The following is a 16,591-nucleotide window of genomic DNA, read 5'->3' as shown; positions in this document are numbered from 1 at the left end:
GGAGCTTTTGTGCTTCGATCGGGCTGTTGTTGCTCGGTACAATCGGTTGGGCTTCATCAATGAGCCAGTTAATGCCTTCACTGCGTAGTAAACGAGTCAGAAAGTCGTAGTCGCTTTCGTTGCTTTGCATGATGAAGGGGCGGATGTCGTATTGTTGTTGTAGTCCACTGTGGTCTAGGCTAAGGCTAGAGGCAAAGAGTGGGCTTTTGTTTTGCCATTCTTCAAAGAGGATTTCCACCACTTCGACCACGGATTTGTTCATAAATACGCGGCTGTTGCGGCGTTTGTGCCAAAGTGAAGTTGCATCGTTAAGCGTAAGTTTGTAGAGGGTCAGTGCTCCATCGCTTTGTCCTTGTGAGGCTTCGGTGATGATGCCAGTGGTTCTAAACAGGGTTCCTTGATCAGTGACTTGATCGACGGCCACTTGTGTGCCGATGAATTGTTTGAGTGGAATTAAGGCATTGGTCGAGAGACAGATGAGTTCTGCTTGCACGCCTTCGTTAAGGACATGGCTGCCATCGATGCGTTGTAGGAAGACTTGGCTATTCAGTTGTGAATGACTGAATTGGATGTGGAGGGCTCTGTTTTGGGCGGTTAGACCGAGCTGTTCAATCGCACCCTGAATATTATTGATGAAATTCTTCATGTCAAAATGAGTTAATCATTATTATTTAGATATTCTTAACCCAAATTGTACACGAAAAAATCAATTTTAAACGATATGAATTGTTTCAATCGTTAATTCACGACGGGCTAACCTTTTTTCACCAAATAATGAAACTCTTTGTTCCCATTTTCATCTAAACGTTCTTCTTGCAACAGCAATTCATGACCAAGATGCATACAGAATTTAGGAATATCCCAAGAAGTTGAATTATCTGTTGCAAATACTTCCACCACATCACCAGACTTAGATTTACGAATGGCTTGATGTAACATCATCACCGGTTCTGGACAACGTAAACCACGAGTATTCAACTGGATTTGAGGTTGAACTTGAGAATCAGACATTCAATATCACCCTAAAAAGATTGGGCGATTATTTTATCATAATTCAATCTTTTCACTCCCAAATTCAGAAAAAGACTCCAAATACAGTGGTCTATGATCAAATAGATCATTAGGAATCAAAATTTTACCAATAGACAAGCGTATTTTCTTCGGTATGATTAAAACTTATTTTTTCAATTGAAGAGTCTTTAGGAAAGATCATGCAAGAGGAATCAGGTACATCGTGGGGTATGCGTGGCTTACGCAAATGGTTAGGCACAGCCCCAGAAACCCGAGATGAACTGTTAAAAATTGTACAAGATTCACGTCGACTACTCGAACCAGATACAGTAGCGATGCTCGAAGGAATCTTTGACCTTCCAGCGACTAAAATTCGTGAAGTCATGACGCCACGAACTTCAATGGTTAGCTTACAAGAAGATGATGAGTTATTGGATATTCTTGATGTTCTCATCGAGTCAGCACACTCACGTTTCCCTGTATTTTCAACAGATCAACCTGATAACGTCATTGGTATCCTTTTGGCAAAGGACCTCTTACCTTTCTTAAAAGATCGTGATTCGAAAGTAAATGTACATTCGCTGATGCGGCAACCGATCTTTGTGCCTGAAAGCGCGCGTTCTGATCAAGTGCTCCGAATGCTAAAAAACACTCAAACACATATTGCGATTGTGATTGATGAATACGGTTCTACTTCGGGTTTAGTGACACTTGAGGATATTCTTGAAGAAATTGTGGGTGAAATTGAAGATGAACATGACAATGTCGATGAAGAAGCCAATTTCATTGTTCCAGATCAAACCAGCAACAGCAGTAACACGTGGTTAGTTCAAGCACTTACACCAATTGAACATTTTAACAATGTTTTAAATGCTGAATTTTCCGATGATGAAGTGGAAACTGTGGGTGGACTATTACTGCAAGAAATTGGTTTAGTAAGCGATCTTCAAGGCCAAGTGATTGAATTGGGAGATTGGGAATTTACCATTGTGGAAGCAGATGTCCGTACTATTCATCTGATTCGAGCTGTGCGTAAATGAGAGCCTATTTTCAAAAATTATTGAGTCCTTCAGAAAAACAAAAATCATTACCTTTCATTTACCCACTCCTTATCGCTTTAACAGCAGGTGCGACTTTTAGTCTCGCACTTGCACCTTTTTATTGGTGGTGGCTGGCAATATTATCGCCAGCATTGCTATATGCCACACTCAGTAAGCGGAATTCTAAACAAGCATTCCTCATCGGTTGGGCTTACGGTTTTGGATTATGGTTTGTAGGTGCATTCTGGTTATACACTTCTATCCATGTGTATGGTGATACATCTGCGTTTTTAAGTGTCATCATGATTGCGATTATGGCCTTGGTGATGGGGCTATTTACTGCAATACAAACTTGGATATATCGTCGATTCTTTCCAGAAACACCACTTACTTTTGCCCCTTTATGGGTATTCTTTGAATGGGCAAAAACTTGGGTATTTACTGGTTTCCCTTGGTTATTTGCAGGTTATGCTTTTACCGAACGCTTCTTAGATAGCTATGCACCTTTATTTGGTGTATTTGCAGTTTCTTTCGTGGTCATTCTCATTGCATCTGCACTTGTTGAACTCCTACGAAAACGCTACTTTTGGGCTATTCCAGTTTCAATTGTATTACTAGGTGCATGGGGCGCATCCCATTTAACTTTTGTTGAAGAAAAAAAATCAGCACCGCTGAGCGTTTCTTTAATCCAAGGTAATATCCCTCAAGATTTAAAGTGGTTAACTGAGTATCAAGTAAAGACACTTGAAATCTATGCACAATTAACACGTTCAGAATGGGGACGTGACTTGGTGGTTTGGCCTGAATCATCTATCCCAATGTTTCAATCAGATATTGAACCATTTTTAGATGCAATGGATCAGCAAGCCAAAAGTACCAACACAGCTTGGGTAACAGGTATTCCATATTGGGATTTAAATGAATCTAAGGCATTGGGTTATCCGCGTTATTACAACTCCATGATGGCATCCGGTGATGAAGCTACAGGCTTATATAAAAAACAGCGTCTCGTTCCTTTTGGTGAATATATTCCGCTGTCTGGTCTGTTAAGTTGGGTGTTACCTGCACTTCAAAATGATCCTTCAATGAGCGGTTTTTCGCGTGGTCCGCAGGATCAAGCTCCATTTTCAATTCACAATCACAAATTAGCTGCTGCGATTTGTTATGAAGTTGCCTACCCGAACCTAACCCGACGCAATGCTCTAAATAGTGATTTCCTCGTCACCGTTTCAAATGATGCTTGGTTTACGGGTACGGCTGGTCCTTGGCAACATTTACAAATGGTACAAATGCGAGCAAAAGAAAATGGACGCTGGTTTATTCGTGCAACCAATACAGGTGTGACTGCTTTTATCAACCACAAAGGGGAAATCGTCAGCCAAGCCCCAATTGATCAAAAAGCGGTTCTTCGTGGTGATCTACCTGCAATGCAAGGGCAAACTTGGTATACGAGATTCAGTGATTGGCCAATATTGGGATTGTCATTGATTTTATTGATGATGGGTTGGTTCTTTAGACCACGTGTTGTCGATGTCAGTTTTAAATCTCGTCGATAACACTTGATTCAAATCAAATATACGTTCTATATCAAAAAACCGAGCAAATATGCTCGGTTTTTTTAAATTTGTGTTGTGAGGTAAGACAGCATTGCCATCAAACTCAACATGGGAATAGATCGATAAATTTTAATGAGCAGCGCTTCAAATGTTGAAGAAACATCAGACAGCATCAAAACAGATGCCTTAAGTGCACTATAAAAACTTAAAATCGTAATCGCACTAAATACACTAATCGCCATAAATCCGATCATGATTTGACTGCTTGCATCTGCATTTGACCAAAGATCAATAAATAGATGACTAATAGGCAATAAGCTCAAAATAAGCAGTGCAGACTTGAGCACAGTCCAATGAAATAAATTGATTTCATCTGACAATATTAATGCTTTCATCATTCCCCCTTATTATCAAGCTAAGCTGTTAGCTCCATTATGCAGGGAATAATTAAAATAAAAAGCCTAATTTTCTTCATATTTTCTGTTTCTTGTAACCATTAAATATGGGAATAATTCTTATTATAAATCTCAAAAACTCTTTATTTTTAAACATTATAATTATCAATGATTTGGGTGAATATTTCTAAATAATAAAGATTATCACTTCACTCAATATTTATTAATTCGATTAAGTGAAGTGATTAATACCATGAATGGTTTTTAATAATGATTTTCATTATTTATGGTGTGTAAAAGATATCAGCATCATTTCCTTCACCACCCTGCTTTCCATCTGCTCCGAATGAATAAAGATCATATGCACGACCTTCCGAACCAGGAATCACATATTGTAAATCATTATCCCAACTATCTTTAGGATAACCACCCTTCACATAACCACCAGGTAACCAATTTTTTGCTGAAGCTGGTTGATTGACTAAGGCATCCAAGCCACCATCTTGCATCGATGGATATTGGTTATTGTCTAATTTGTATTGATCTAATGCACCTGCAACACCTTTCAGCGTAATGATTGTGGTATCAACCTTCGCTTTCTCACCACGACCCATGACATTAGGCACAATCAGTGCTGCAAGCACACCTAAAATCACAATCACTACCATCACTTCGATCAGGGTAAAACCAGATTGTTTTCGCATTTTCATCTTGTTTCGCATGTTTTCACTCGCTATTTCATTCATTATTAGAATTTATTGAATCTGTTTAAATCATATTGTTCATGTTGACGATTGGCAACATGACAGCAATCACGATCACCAATACAATCGCAGCCATTAACACCAACATTAGTGGTTCCAACAACGCCAATAATGTTGAGATCAATGTAGTAACCTCTCGATCTTGCATCGTCGAAGCTCTTTCTAACATTCGATCCAACTCACCCGAGGCTTCACCACTTTTGATCATTTGCACCATCATCGGTGGAAAATAACCACAGCGTTCAAGTTGCGTCGCCAAATTTCCACCCTCTGTGACCTTTTCAGCCGCGACATTGACTGCATCTCGAATAACCCAATTGCTACTTACTGCTGCACCAATTTTCAACGCGTCGACCAAAGGAACACCAGATTGCGTTAAGATAGATAAGGTACTTGAAAAGCGGGCGGCATTAATACCTCGTGATAGTTTTCCAAATAATGGCAACTTCAACGTGAGACGATCAAAAGCATAATGCCCTGCGGCAGTCCTTAAAAAACGCACCAATAGAAAGAATCCCAACGCCGATGCAACCAATACAAATGGCCAAGCTTGACGTATAAAATCACTGGCTTTCATTAAAGCAACCGTAATCCAAGGTAGCGCATCTTTACTTTGGTCAAAAGTTTTAACGATATCTGGTACTACATAGGTCATGAGTCCCATTACGATACCGAAAGACATCAACATCAAAATAATAGGATAAATCATTGCACCTTGAATCTTCTTTTGCATCGCAAAGCGATTTTCAGTGTAATCAGCCAATTGATCGAGAATAAGATCTAAGTGTCCTGATCGTTCACCAGCAGCAATCGTTGCAATATAAAGTTCAGGGAATCTGCCAGATTGTTGCATCCCTTGAGCCAATGAATGACCTTCTAAAACCTTTGATCGTACAGATAACATCAAATTTTGCACGTGAGCTTTTTCGCTTTGTTTGGCAACTGCTCTTAATGCTTCCTCAAGTGGGATCCCCGCAGCAACTAATACAGATAATTGGCGAGTCATCAAAGCTAAGTCATAAGCTGTAAATTTTTTTTGAAAAAAACCACCAGTTCGATGCTTGTCTTTTTGTTCTACAGCATCAACTTGTACTGGAATCCATTGTTTATCCCGAAGCTGTTGTCGAATCTGTCGGGCTGAATCACCTTCTAGCACACCCTTTTGCTGCTTTCCTGAAGCATCGATGGCAGTATATTGATATGCGGGCATGATAATGCTCTAATTTTCCTAATTATGATGTCTTAAGAGTTGCCTTAGACCGTTCTCTTCATTCATATTGATCACTTGCAACAACTTGAACACTCTATCACAAGCATTGGTTATCCACGATAAGTTTTCACCATATTGATCGACGACTATATATGACAAATATTTCAGAATTAAGCCAAATTGTTTATCGAGTGCGCATCGCGGTGCCAGTTTATCTATATGATTGTTTTGATTATGAAGTTTCTGCAGAACAATACCAAACTATACACATAGGTTGCCGTGTTCTTGTTTCGTTTGGTCGTCAAAACTTAGTCGGAATCGTACTTGAAAAGATCGCACCGGAAACGCCATTAGATCCGAAAATCAAACTGAAAACCATCACTGAAATCTTAGATCTGCAACCCATACTCAATGCTACGATCATTCAGCTCGCGCAGTGGTCTGCTCAATATTATCAATTTCCCATTGGGGAAGTCATGCATACCACTTTGCCGACATTTTTAAGGCAGGGTAAACCCTATAATTTATTAGCTCACTCTTGGAAAGTTTTAAATTTAGACGCTGAAAAGAAAGTGGCTCGATCTTTAAAACAACAAGAGGCTTATAAAATATTAAAGCTACACCCTCAAGGGACTGCCGAGACGATACTGAATTTAAGTGGTGTGGAAACAGCAACATTAAAAGCGCTTGAAAAGAAAGAAATCGTCGAATGTGAATTGATTCAACAGGACTTTAGTCCTGAACCTGTACAGCTGGCTCAAATGCCATTGACTGCAAATGATGATCAAAAAAAAGCTATTCAATCCATTTTAAAAGCACAAAATCGCTATCAAGCATTTTTACTCGATGGTTTAACTGGAAGCGGAAAAACTGAAGTTTATTTGCAAGTTATGCAAGAGGTTTTACAAAAAGGTCAGCAAGTATTGGTACTGGTACCAGAAATTGGCTTAACCCCTCAAACTATCAGTCGGTTTCAATCTCGCTTTCACTGCAATATTGTCTTGTTGCATTCCGGACTGAATGACACAAAGCGCCTCCAAGCTTGGCAATATGCTCAAACAGGGAAGGCCTCCATTATTCTTGGTACACGCTCTGCGATTTACACCCCCATGCCAAATTTAGGGCTCATTATCTTAGATGAGGAGCATGACCTGTCATTCAAACAACAAGAAGGTTTTCGCTACCATGCACGTGATGTTGCTCTCTATCGCGCTTATTTAGAGCAATGCCCCATTGTCCTTGGCTCAGCAACACCAAGTATTGACTCATATCATTTGGTGGAGCAAAAAAAATTAACGATTCTGAAACTCGATGAACGTGCTGCAGGTGCAAGCTTACCTAAAATTCATTTAATTGATCTAAAGATTGCTCAAAAACAGCATGGTATAAGCGAACAACTCATTAAAGAAATTCAAAAAAGACTCAATCAAGAAGAACAGGTACTGATCTTTTTAAACAGACGTGGTTATGCACCTGTCCTGATCTGCGAAAGCTGTGGATGGCAAGCCAATTGTCCCCATTGTGATGCACATTTTACGCTTCATAAAAAACCATATGAGCACCTGCATTGCCATCACTGTGGGACGATTAATCGACTGCCTGATCAATGCCCCTCTTGTCAGCAACAGACCTTAAAGCCGATTGGAATGGGCACGGCAAAAGTTGAAGAGAATTTACAACATTTATTTCCAGACTTTCCTGTGGTCAGAGTAGATCGTGATTCCACGAGCCGTGTCGGGAGTTGGCAAAAAATTTACGAGCAAATTCATCAAAGTAAACCGATGATTTTACTTGGTACGCAAATGTTAGCCAAAGGTCATCACTTTCCGTATGTAACCTTAGTTGCAATCTTAGATATTGATAGTGGTTTACTCAGTGTTGATTTCAGAGCAACAGAACGAACTGCCCAATTGATTGTTCAAGTTGCAGGGCGTGCAGGACGAGGTGAAAAAAAAGGTGAGGTTTATCTACAAACTTTACGACCAGATCACCCTCTACTCAACACGCTCATTAATAAAGACTATCGTGCTTTTGCTCGTGAAACACTTCATGATCGTCAAGCTGCTTTACTCCCTCCAATGCGCTATGCAGCATTAATACGTTGTGAATCGCGTAGTCAGGAAGAAAATCTCAATTTTTTAACCAATATGACACAATCGCTCCAACAACATACTGGTGAGCTGATTGAGATCTGGGGTCCAATTCCTGCGCCAATGGAGCGAAAGGCTGGGCGTTATCAGGCACATGTGGTTTTATTGTCATCAGATCGTGCAAAAATGCATTTCTATATACGAGAATGGTGGCCATTCGTGCTTCAACAAAAACCTTCAACGATGAAGCTCAGTATTGATATAGATCCTCAAGAGCTAAGCTAATCATGAATAGAGTTAAATTATCAAAGTCGAAGACCTGAATTAAATTTACACAGCTAAAGCAGACACGATTACAATTTCATCAGTCCAACATTCCACTTTAGGGAAGGCCAATGCCATTGTTGTTACAAATCACAATTTTTCTAGCTGCCGCATTAATTCTTGTTCCACTTGGAAAAAAATTTGGTATTGCGACAGTCTTAGGTTATTTGTTTACAGGAATATTACTTGGTCCAAGTGCATTGAATGTGACCAATGATGCCGAAACATTAATGAAATTAGCTGAGTACGGCGTGATTTTCTTGATGTTCTTAATTGGCCTAGAATTACGCCCTCAGCGCTTGTGGAATATGCGTCACTCTATATTTGTGATTGGAAGTGCTCAAGTCTTGATCACAGGTATAATTCTTGTCGCAACCATTTGGCTGTTCTTCCAACAGCATCTTGCTGCTAGTGTCGTTATTGGTCTTGCCCTTGCTTTATCATCTACAGCATTTGTCATGCAATTACTTGCAGAAAAGCAGCAGCTGAATACCGCACATGGTCAACAATCTTTCTCTATTTTACTGTTTCAAGATATTGCCGCTATTCCTTTACTCGCCCTGATTCCCCTACTCGCGGGAAATCAATCTACACATCATGGTATTGCTTACTTTGCCGCTGTTGTTGCAACGTTTACTGGCTTATTTTTATTTAGTCGCTATGTGATGCGACCATTTTTTAGATTCATTGTACAGAGTGGTGCCACTGAACTCATTACGGCTGCTGGACTCTTCATTGTTTTGGCTGTCGTTCTGTTTATGGATATGCTCGGATTAAGCACCACGCTCGGTGCTTTTCTGACAGGTGTATTACTCGCGGATTCTGAGTTTCGCCATGAACTGGAATCGAGCATTCAACCCTTCAAAGGTTTATTACTCGGTTTATTCTTTATGAGCGTAGGCATGATGACACCGATTGATCTCCTCGTAGATGAGCCGCTATTCATTTTTGGTGGGGCATTCGTGCTGATCATCATAAAAATATTAAGCATGGTTGCAATCGCACGATATTTTAAATTTCAATGGAAAACCAGTGTATTGATTGCCATTTGTCTTGCTCAAGGAGGAGAATTTGCTTATGTGATCTTAGCTATTGCGAATACCGAAGGTTTAATTACTCAAGCAGTGTTATCCCCTACGATTCTGATCATTGCAATTTCGATGGCACTCACCCCTGTCATTTTTTGGCTTGCACAACAATGGCTCATTCCATATCTTGATCGAAAGACTGATAGTGCTGAAGATGTCCCATTACCAGACACTCATTCGACATTAATCATTGCAGGTTTTGGACGCGTCGGACAAATAGTGGCGCGCGTTGCTTATCTCAATCATGTCAGCTTTACAGCCATTGATAATAATTTAGAAAAAATTGATTTTGTGAGAAAGTACGGTGGTAAAATTTATTATGGAGACGCCTCCTCGCCTGATTTATTGAGATCTGCAGGCATTGAGCATGCTAAGGCCTTTGTACTTGCTGTAGACGATGTGGAAATGTCGATGAATATCGCTCGCCATTTACGTTTGAATTATCCAACGCTCAAACTCATCGTCCGTGCCCGTGATCGACATCATATGCATTTACTTAAAGACTTAGGCATTGAGCATATTTGGCGTGAAACTTTTCTATCTTCACTCGGTATGGCATTTCGCACCTTAACCGCGTTAGGTTTAAGTCAAGAACATGCTCAACATAGTATTGAAATATTTAGAGACTATGATGAGCGTCTATTAGCTGAGCAACAACGCATCTATACGGATGATCAAAAAGTCTTTGAAAGCTATCGAAATTTCTTAGCGGAACTCGAACAAATTTTTGAAAATGATGCGCAACAACATCAACCACTTTCAGAAAGTTTAGATGAAACCATTGATTCTGAAGTAAGTTCTATAGAACGACGCGCTAAGCACTCGCAAAACCAAATTAATGTTTGTCGAGATGAAGAGTTTTAACTTGTGATTTACAATATCGTCACCATCTAGACAGGGATTTGGAGAATTTTATGTCTGATTTACGTCAACGTTTTTTTATTGATAACAGCCCTGTTCGTGGTGAAGTCGTACATCTTGAAGATGCGCTTAAAACAATTTTAGCGCAACGCGCCTATGCACCTGCGATTCAAATTTTATTGGGCGAAATGCTCAGTGCGACTGCATTGTTGGCCAGCACACTTAAAATTAAGGGACGTATTAGCCTCCAAATTCAAGCTTCTGGCACCTTAAAATGGGCTATGGCTGAATGTAATCACCTCGGTGAAGTACGCGGATTAGCTGAATATGAAGCAGATCCACGTTTTGAAGAAGCATCAGACAGCAGCATCGTTCTGAAAACTTTGGTCAGTCCAGTTTTATTTATTAATATTGAACCTGAATTTGGCGAACGCTATCAGGGTATCGTGCCTTTAGATCAGCCGAATTTAGCTAAATGCCTCATGCAGTATTATGATTTATCTGCCCAAATCCCAACCAAGATCGTTTTAGCTAGTACTGCTCAACGCGCTGGTGGTCTTTTAATTCAATTGTTACCGCGTAACAATGATGAAGAGCAGCAAAAGGTTGATGAAGATATCTGGCCTCGTCTAACCATGCTCACTGAAACTTTAAAAACAGATGAACTTACTGAGCTGGATGCGCAAGAAATTTTGTATCGCTTATATAATGAAGAAGAAGTCAGACTACCTGAAGCTGAACAACTTCAATTTGGCTGTACATGTTCTAAAGAGCGTTGCTCTACAGCATTAATTCAGGTGGGTGCTGAATCTGTGCGTGAAATTTTAGAACAACAGAACCCTATTACCATGGACTGTCAATTCTGTAACACTCAATACAGATTTACTGCTGAAGAAGCACTCGGTCTATTCGGCGAGCACCTCAGTTAATCCTTAACAGTTCTCTTCGAAAATCAGCAAGTTTTACTTGCTGATTTTTTTTGGTTGTAAGAAATTGAAACAATTATTCACCATCTGAACATATTGTAGTCTTCGAAAGTCTGCTCATAATGATTAAAAGTTAATCAACGGTTATTTTTGCTTAATGGCAAATAATTATTATGAGGAACTCGGACTAGATCGCGATGCGAGTCCTGAGGAAATAAAAAAATCATATCGAAAACTGGCTCGGAAATACCATCCCGATATCAGTCAAGCACCTGATGCCGAAAAAAAAATGCAGGCGATTAATACTGCGTATGACACATTAAGTGATCCTTTAAAAAAACAAGAGTACGATCAACAACTCGATCAGTTTAATAGTCAGTCTCCTTTCTCGGATAGTGAAAACCATACAAATCATGAATTTTCTGGCTTTGAAGATTTGTTTGGGCGTTTTGGAACAGGTTTTGGTGGAGGTTATGCACAGCGCTCACACCAATATAAATCCCAGCCAATTCGTGGTGAAGATCAACATGCCAGTATAGAAGTGCCCTTACAAGTCGCTTTTGAAGGTGTCACTCAATCCATCCAATTGCGTATACCCACTTTTAATGCATATGGACAACCTGAAGTTCAGCGAAAAACCCTTGAAATTAGAATCCCGAAAGGGATGAAAAACGGTCAACAAATTCGACTCAAAGGTCAAGGACAAGCTGGTTTATCGGGGGGGGAAAATGGAGATCTTTATATACAGATCCATTATCAAACCACTGACAGCATATATGTCGATCAGGCAGACATTTACTATCACATTAACATTAGTCCTTGGGAAGCTGCTTTAGGCCAAGACATCGAGCTAAAACCCCCCTCTGGAAAGATTAAAGTCAGCATTCCTCAACATACAATTTATGGCAAACAACTCCGTATTAAAGAAAAAGGGATTCCCTCTTCCCCCCCGGGACACCTTTATCTAATCCTGAATATTGTTTATCCAAGAGCAGAATCCCCGCCGCAAAAACAGGCATATGAGCAATTTGCTCAAGCATTTACACATTTCAACCCTCGTGATGAAGGAGGTGAATCATGACAACGATTCAGTACCGAGAAGTGTACAAAAATGGATATTTAGAGGCTGAAATCATTGATGAACAATATATTTTTGATTTAAAGCATTTTGCCCAAGCATGTGGACAAAGTCCTGAATGGGTTTTGCAATTACTTGAATATGAGATTCTACCTGCTCGTTCTGAGCAAAAAATCCATCAATTTTTTGGTGAAGAACTTACTCGAGCACGGAGAGCTTATCGCTTGCAACGGGATTTTGAAGCAAGTCTCCCTGCCGTCGCCATGATGATGGATCTGATAGATGAAGTACAACAATTGCGCAAGCAAGTGAAATACTTCAAATAAAGCAAGCCCACATAAATGCATGTACTGTTACATGCATTTATTTTTTATTGATTAGAATGAAAGGATTAAACCATCAATGAAAGTTAAAGAATGCAATAAAAAGCTGAAAAACCTTTTCCCTGAGTTCCGTGAACTTATTCAGCCTTTAAGAGAAGAAAACCCTCACTTCGCTAAAATTTTCGAGGAACATGAAACGCTAGATCATGAAATTACGCATTTGGAACTAAATCCAGTTAATGTAATTAATGATGATATTGAGTTTCTAAAGCGAAAAAAACTTAAATTAAAAGATGAAATGTATCGTTTGCTCAAACAAGCGCAGACGAACCTTACCCAGTAATTTCAATTTAATATTATAAAATAACGGTGAATCTGGCACTTATCATTCTGACTTAAAGCATAAGTGCCTTATATGACGTTGACTATTTTAATCGAGTCCAACGTCCCATTTCTCGGAGCGTACCTTTCAATGTTTTTTGAATCGGTTCATACTCCAAAAATGCAAACAAACCGAGTTGTTGCTGCTGGTTTTGTTGAGCCAACAATTCCATCACACTTTTTTCACCGCGCCCGACCATTTGTCTACGATAAAAATACCAAATTAACAAAAGTGTTGTCACACACATGGCTGTGAGCATATGCCAAAAGCCATGCGGTGAGTTTAATCCTGGAATAAATTCAAAATTCATTCCGTAAATACCTGTAAGAAGAGTCAGTGGTGCAAATACAGCGGTGATAATTGCTAAAATTCTCATATTTTCATTGGTTTGATTGGCCACTGCTGAAAAGTGCAAATCGATGGCGGCTTGTACTGCATGGTTTAACCGAACACTGTGCTTTTGTATTCTTTCAATATGGCTAATTAAATCATCCATTCGGACGAGCATTAAATTTTGCTTCTCTGCCTTACGTTTAGCTTTAATATGATGATAATTTTCGACAATTTCATCTCTTAATTCTTGTAGGCATTCAACCTGTTCTTCACACAAATTTTCAACTTGTTGAAAAGCCGTGATCTCTTGCAGCAGCTGATTCCATCGATTAAATTTTTGATTTCCTTGTAATAGTTCTTTTTGCCAAAATTCCACACGTTTGGTTAGTGGTACACGCAAACCTAAATAGCCATCCACCATCATATTCAGTAATCTAAGCGCAATATCTACAGGGCTCTGTGCTAATTTTCGTGGAATATTCTGTTGCTCTATAGGTCGTGTTTGAATCGCCTGTACTCTTTCAAGATATGTTTCAAATACACGATTACCTCGTTCATGCACTGTGATTAAAACATTTGATGTCATGACAAAACTTACCGGCGTTGTAACAATGTCCGCAGTTTGTTGCTCAGCTGAATGACCATTCTGAATTTGTATGTGGTCATCTGGGGTGATTAATTTTTTAAAGATCAACAAATCATAATCATCTAATGCATCAAATACGCAAGGATGCTCAAGGTTTTGAATATCTTTAAGATGAAATTCGTTCAACAGAATTCCAGTGTTCTCAAAAATATATCGTTGCCACGTCTCTGTATTTTGAATCAATTCGTGGCGTTCAAAACTCAACCATATAAATTCTGCATCAACATCAGTCGATAATGCTTCACTCAGATAAATATACCCGTCATCTTGATGATAATAATAATTAAACTTTTGCATTTTAGTTATTTTTAAATGAGAACATTTTGATCATGCCATAAAAAAAGCCTTGTGTAGCACTCGTTTAAACGAAGCACCACACAAGGCTTAGAATTAGCTTAAATGATTAAGCTTGTTCAATGTCTTTCATTGTAAGTTTGATACGACCACGGTTATCAACATCCGCAACTTGTACCTTAACTTCTTGACCTTCAGTAAGAACGTCTGTCACATTCGCAATACGCTCGTTCGAGATTTGTGAAATGTGAAGCAAGCCATCAGTACCAGGAAGGATATTGACGAACGCACCGAATTCAACGATACGAATGACTTTACCTGTGTAAATTGTACCTGGTTCAATTTCTGCTGTAAGCGCTTGGATTTTCGCTACTGCAGCCATTGCCGCTGCTTTAGTTTCACCAAATACACGTACTGTACCGTTATCTTCGATATCGATCGCTGCTTTGGTTTCTTCAGTGATTTGACGAATAGTTGCGCCGCCTTTACCAATCACGTCACGGATCTTATCAGGATTGATGCTGATCACTTGGAATGTTGGTGCGTGCATTGAGATTTCAGGACGAGCACGTGAAATCACTTGGTTCATTTCATTCAAGATATGCATACGACCTGCATACGCTTGATTCAATGCAACTTCCATGATCTCTTCAGTAATACCTTCGATCTTGATGTCCATTTGAAGTGCAGTAATACCGTTTGCAGAACCTGCTACTTTAAAGTCCATGTCGCCAAGGTGATCTTCGTCTCCTAGAATGTCTGAAAGAACTGCGAAACGTTCACCTTCTTTCACTAGACCCATTGCAATACCTGCAACTGGCGCTTTAAGTGGAACACCTGCATCCATAAGTGATAAAGAAGCACCACACACAGACGCCATTGAAGACGAACCATTCGATTCAGTGATGTCAGATACGATACGAATCACGTACGGGAAGCGATCAGCTGGTGGAAGAACTGCTTGAACACCACGGCGTGCCAAACGACCATGACCAATTTCACGACGTTTAGGACCAGATTCACGACCAGTTTCACCTACAGAGTATGCAGGGAAGTTGTAGTGAAGCATGAAGTTATCAGTCTTCGTACCTGCAAGGGTATCCACCATTAATGCATCACGCGTGTTACCCAAAGTTGTTGTTACAAGTGCTTGAGTTTCACCACGTGTAAACAATGCAGAACCATGAGCGCGATCTAATACGCCCACTTGTACGTCGATTGCACGAACAGTTTTAGTATCACGACCATCAATACGTGGTTTACCAGACAAGATATTGTCACGAACTGTACGATATTTAAGGTCTTCAAATAATTCGTTCACTTCATCAGCAAGACCAGTTTCGTCATTTTCTGGAACGAATTGAGCAACCGCTTCAGCATGAAGTGCATCAAGTGCTGCATAACGGTCTTGCTTAACCGCAATCGTATACGCTTCAGAGATTTTCGCTTCAAAAGCTGCTTTCAATTGACTACGAAGGTCTTCGTTTTTCGCTGGAGCAACCCAGTCAGATTCCTTCGCGCCAGCAGCTGCAGCAAATTCTTTGATCGCTTGAATTGCAATTTGCATTTCGTCGTGACCAAAAAGAACTGCACCCAACATTTGGTCTTCAGAGAGTTCTTTCGCTTCTGATTCAACCATAAGTACAGCAGCTTCAGTACCTGCAACAACAAGATCAAGATCAGATTGAGCAAGTTGTTCATGACTTGGGTTAAGAACGTATTCACCGTTAATTAAACCAACGCGTGCAGCACCAATTGGACCACGGAATGGTGTACCTGCAATTGCGAGTGCAGCAGAAGTACCTAACATTGCAGCAATATCAGCTTCCATAGTTTTGTCAGATGATACAACTGTTGCAGTCACTTGGATTTCGTTGTAATAACCTTCTGGGAACAACGGACGAATTGGGCGGTCGATCAAACGTGAAATTAAAGTTTCAGCTTCAGATGCACGGCCTTCACGCTTACCATAACCACCTGGGATACGACCTGCAGCATATTGTTTTTCTTGGTAGTTAACAGTCAATGGGAAAAAGTCTTGACCTGCTTTCGCAGTCGGTTGAGCAACAACAGCAACCAATACAGTCACACCACCCATGGTAATCACAACAGTATTTGCTTGACGCGCCACACGGCCTGTTTCAAGCACAACTTGGTGCTGACCGAATTGGAATTCTTTACGAATAATATTAAACATCGACATGTTCTATTTTTTCCTGATTTTATTCTAGTGGAGACCCCTAAGGTTTGGCATTCACAACACAGGTTTT

General features: G+C 39.9%; 15 protein-coding genes. 8 read left to right on the top strand and 7 right to left on the bottom strand.

Annotated features, from left to right (window positions below; translation table 11 throughout):
• Both AC1M9C_RS05925 and tusA read right to left on the bottom strand, forming a co-directional pair.
• On the bottom strand, nt 1-646 hold a 646-nt coding region (locus tag AC1M9C_RS05925), incomplete at its 3' end, for a phage late control D family protein (RefSeq protein ID WP_481953367.1).
• Between the two features lie 107 nt (nt 647-753).
• Nucleotides 754-1,011 (bottom strand): sulfurtransferase TusA, encoded by a 258-nt coding sequence (gene tusA / locus AC1M9C_RS05920; protein WP_179998829.1) that lies wholly within the window; start codon nt 1,009-1,011, stop codon nt 754-756.
• A 200-nt stretch (nt 1,012-1,211) separates the two neighbouring features.
• Between tusA and AC1M9C_RS05915 the strand changes: the two genes are divergently transcribed.
• Complete coding sequence (locus AC1M9C_RS05915; protein ID WP_092767211.1) at nt 1,212-2,051, top strand: HlyC/CorC family transporter; 840 nt, start codon at nt 1,212-1,214, stop codon at nt 2,049-2,051.
• Nucleotides 2,048-3,607, top strand: coding sequence for an apolipoprotein N-acyltransferase (gene lnt, locus AC1M9C_RS05910; RefSeq protein WP_481586759.1), 1,560 nt, complete (start codon nt 2,048-2,050; stop codon nt 3,605-3,607). Before AC1M9C_RS05915 ends, lnt begins: the two co-directional genes overlap by 4 nt.
• Before the next feature lie 62 nt (nt 3,608-3,669).
• Here lnt and AC1M9C_RS05905 read toward each other — a convergent pair whose 3' ends face one another.
• The 3 genes from AC1M9C_RS05905 to gspF form a co-directional block, all read right to left on the bottom strand.
• A complete protein-coding gene (locus AC1M9C_RS05905; RefSeq protein WP_481594749.1) occupies nt 3,670-4,002 on the bottom strand; it encodes a hypothetical protein in 333 nt (110 codons plus the stop codon).
• Between the two features lie 284 nt (nt 4,003-4,286).
• Nucleotides 4,287-4,724 (bottom strand): type II secretion system major pseudopilin GspG, encoded by a 438-nt coding sequence (gene gspG, locus AC1M9C_RS05900; protein WP_092767409.1) that lies wholly within the window; start codon nt 4,722-4,724, stop codon nt 4,287-4,289.
• A 46-nt stretch (nt 4,725-4,770) separates the two neighbouring features.
• Nucleotides 4,771-5,976, bottom strand: coding sequence for a type II secretion system inner membrane protein GspF (gene gspF, locus AC1M9C_RS05895; protein WP_035264068.1), 1,206 nt, complete (start codon nt 5,974-5,976; stop codon nt 4,771-4,773).
• 152 nt (nt 5,977-6,128) lie between these two features.
• Here gspF and AC1M9C_RS05890 point away from each other — a divergent pair, with 152 nt between their 5' ends.
• The 6 genes from AC1M9C_RS05890 to AC1M9C_RS05865 all read left to right on the top strand — a co-directional run bounded on the left by AC1M9C_RS05890 (nt 6,129) and on the right by AC1M9C_RS05865 (nt 13,009).
• On the top strand, nt 6,129-8,351 hold the full coding sequence (locus AC1M9C_RS05890; RefSeq protein WP_481586757.1) for a primosomal protein N': 2,223 nt from the start codon (nt 6,129-6,131) through the stop codon (nt 8,349-8,351).
• A 110-nt stretch (nt 8,352-8,461) separates the two neighbouring features.
• Nucleotides 8,462-10,342, top strand: a complete 1,881-nt coding sequence (locus AC1M9C_RS05885) for a monovalent cation:proton antiporter-2 (CPA2) family protein (protein WP_481586756.1) — start codon at nt 8,462-8,464, stop codon at nt 10,340-10,342.
• Nucleotides 10,343-10,392: 50 nt separating this feature from the next.
• Nucleotides 10,393-11,268, top strand: a complete 876-nt coding sequence (gene hslO, locus AC1M9C_RS05880; protein WP_092767221.1) for an Hsp33 family molecular chaperone HslO — start codon at nt 10,393-10,395, stop codon at nt 11,266-11,268.
• 154 nt (nt 11,269-11,422) lie between these two features.
• Nucleotides 11,423-12,346: a DnaJ C-terminal domain-containing protein gene (locus tag AC1M9C_RS05875; RefSeq protein ID WP_481953366.1), complete on the top strand. Its 924-nt coding sequence runs from the start codon at nt 11,423-11,425 to the stop codon at nt 12,344-12,346.
• Nucleotides 12,343-12,669 (top strand): chaperone modulator CbpM, encoded by a 327-nt coding sequence (locus AC1M9C_RS05870; protein ID WP_179998835.1) that lies wholly within the window; start codon nt 12,343-12,345, stop codon nt 12,667-12,669. Before AC1M9C_RS05875 ends, AC1M9C_RS05870 begins: the two co-directional genes overlap by 4 nt.
• A gap of 76 nt (nt 12,670-12,745) precedes the next feature.
• On the top strand, nt 12,746-13,009 hold the full coding sequence (locus AC1M9C_RS05865; protein WP_035264053.1) for an HP1242/YdcH family protein: 264 nt from the start codon (nt 12,746-12,748) through the stop codon (nt 13,007-13,009).
• Nucleotides 13,010-13,091: 82 nt separating this feature from the next.
• Here the strand turns inward: AC1M9C_RS05865 and AC1M9C_RS05860 are convergent, their stop codons facing one another.
• Both AC1M9C_RS05860 and pnp read right to left on the bottom strand, forming a co-directional pair.
• Complete coding sequence (locus tag AC1M9C_RS05860) at nt 13,092-14,324, bottom strand: magnesium transporter CorA family protein (protein ID WP_481953365.1); 1,233 nt, start codon at nt 14,322-14,324, stop codon at nt 13,092-13,094.
• A gap of 106 nt (nt 14,325-14,430) precedes the next feature.
• A complete protein-coding gene (gene pnp, locus AC1M9C_RS05855) occupies nt 14,431-16,518 on the bottom strand; it encodes a polyribonucleotide nucleotidyltransferase (protein WP_481953370.1) in 2,088 nt (695 codons plus the stop codon).
• Nucleotides 16,519-16,591: the final 73 nt, after the last annotated feature.

The sequence above is a fragment of the Acinetobacter sp. 24-47-39 genome (assembly GCF_056783825.1).
Note: the sequence above shows the minus strand (reverse complement) of the source record. Positions and strands in the feature narration are given on the sequence as shown.

What these genes read in the sequence shown, in the direction of transcription:
- tusA (WP_179998829.1), bottom strand. Translation starts at nt 1,011, where the DNA reads ATGTCTGATTCTCAAGTTCAACCTCAAATCCAGTTGAATACTCGTGGT.
- AC1M9C_RS05915 (WP_092767211.1), top strand. Translation starts at nt 1,212, where the DNA reads ATGCAAGAGGAATCAGGTACATCGTGGGGTATGCGTGGCTTACGCAAA.
- lnt (WP_481586759.1), top strand. Translation starts at nt 2,048, where the DNA reads ATGAGAGCCTATTTTCAAAAATTATTGAGTCCTTCAGAAAAACAAAAA.
- AC1M9C_RS05905 (WP_481594749.1), bottom strand. Translation starts at nt 4,002, where the DNA reads ATGAAAGCATTAATATTGTCAGATGAAATCAATTTATTTCATTGGACT.
- gspG (WP_092767409.1), bottom strand. Translation starts at nt 4,724, where the DNA reads ATGCGAAACAAGATGAAAATGCGAAAACAATCTGGTTTTACCCTGATC.
- gspF (WP_035264068.1), bottom strand. Translation starts at nt 5,976, where the DNA reads ATGCCCGCATATCAATATACTGCCATCGATGCTTCAGGAAAGCAGCAA.
- AC1M9C_RS05890 (WP_481586757.1), top strand. Translation starts at nt 6,129, where the DNA reads ATGACAAATATTTCAGAATTAAGCCAAATTGTTTATCGAGTGCGCATC.
- AC1M9C_RS05885 (WP_481586756.1), top strand. Translation starts at nt 8,462, where the DNA reads ATGCCATTGTTGTTACAAATCACAATTTTTCTAGCTGCCGCATTAATT.
- hslO (WP_092767221.1), top strand. Translation starts at nt 10,393, where the DNA reads ATGTCTGATTTACGTCAACGTTTTTTTATTGATAACAGCCCTGTTCGT.
- AC1M9C_RS05875 (WP_481953366.1), top strand. Translation starts at nt 11,423, where the DNA reads ATGGCAAATAATTATTATGAGGAACTCGGACTAGATCGCGATGCGAGT.
- AC1M9C_RS05870 (WP_179998835.1), top strand. Translation starts at nt 12,343, where the DNA reads ATGACAACGATTCAGTACCGAGAAGTGTACAAAAATGGATATTTAGAG.
- AC1M9C_RS05865 (WP_035264053.1), top strand. Translation starts at nt 12,746, where the DNA reads ATGAAAGTTAAAGAATGCAATAAAAAGCTGAAAAACCTTTTCCCTGAG.
- AC1M9C_RS05860 (WP_481953365.1), bottom strand. Translation starts at nt 14,324, where the DNA reads ATGCAAAAGTTTAATTATTATTATCATCAAGATGACGGGTATATTTAT.
- pnp (WP_481953370.1), bottom strand. Translation starts at nt 16,518, where the DNA reads ATGTTTAATATTATTCGTAAAGAATTCCAATTCGGTCAGCACCAAGTT.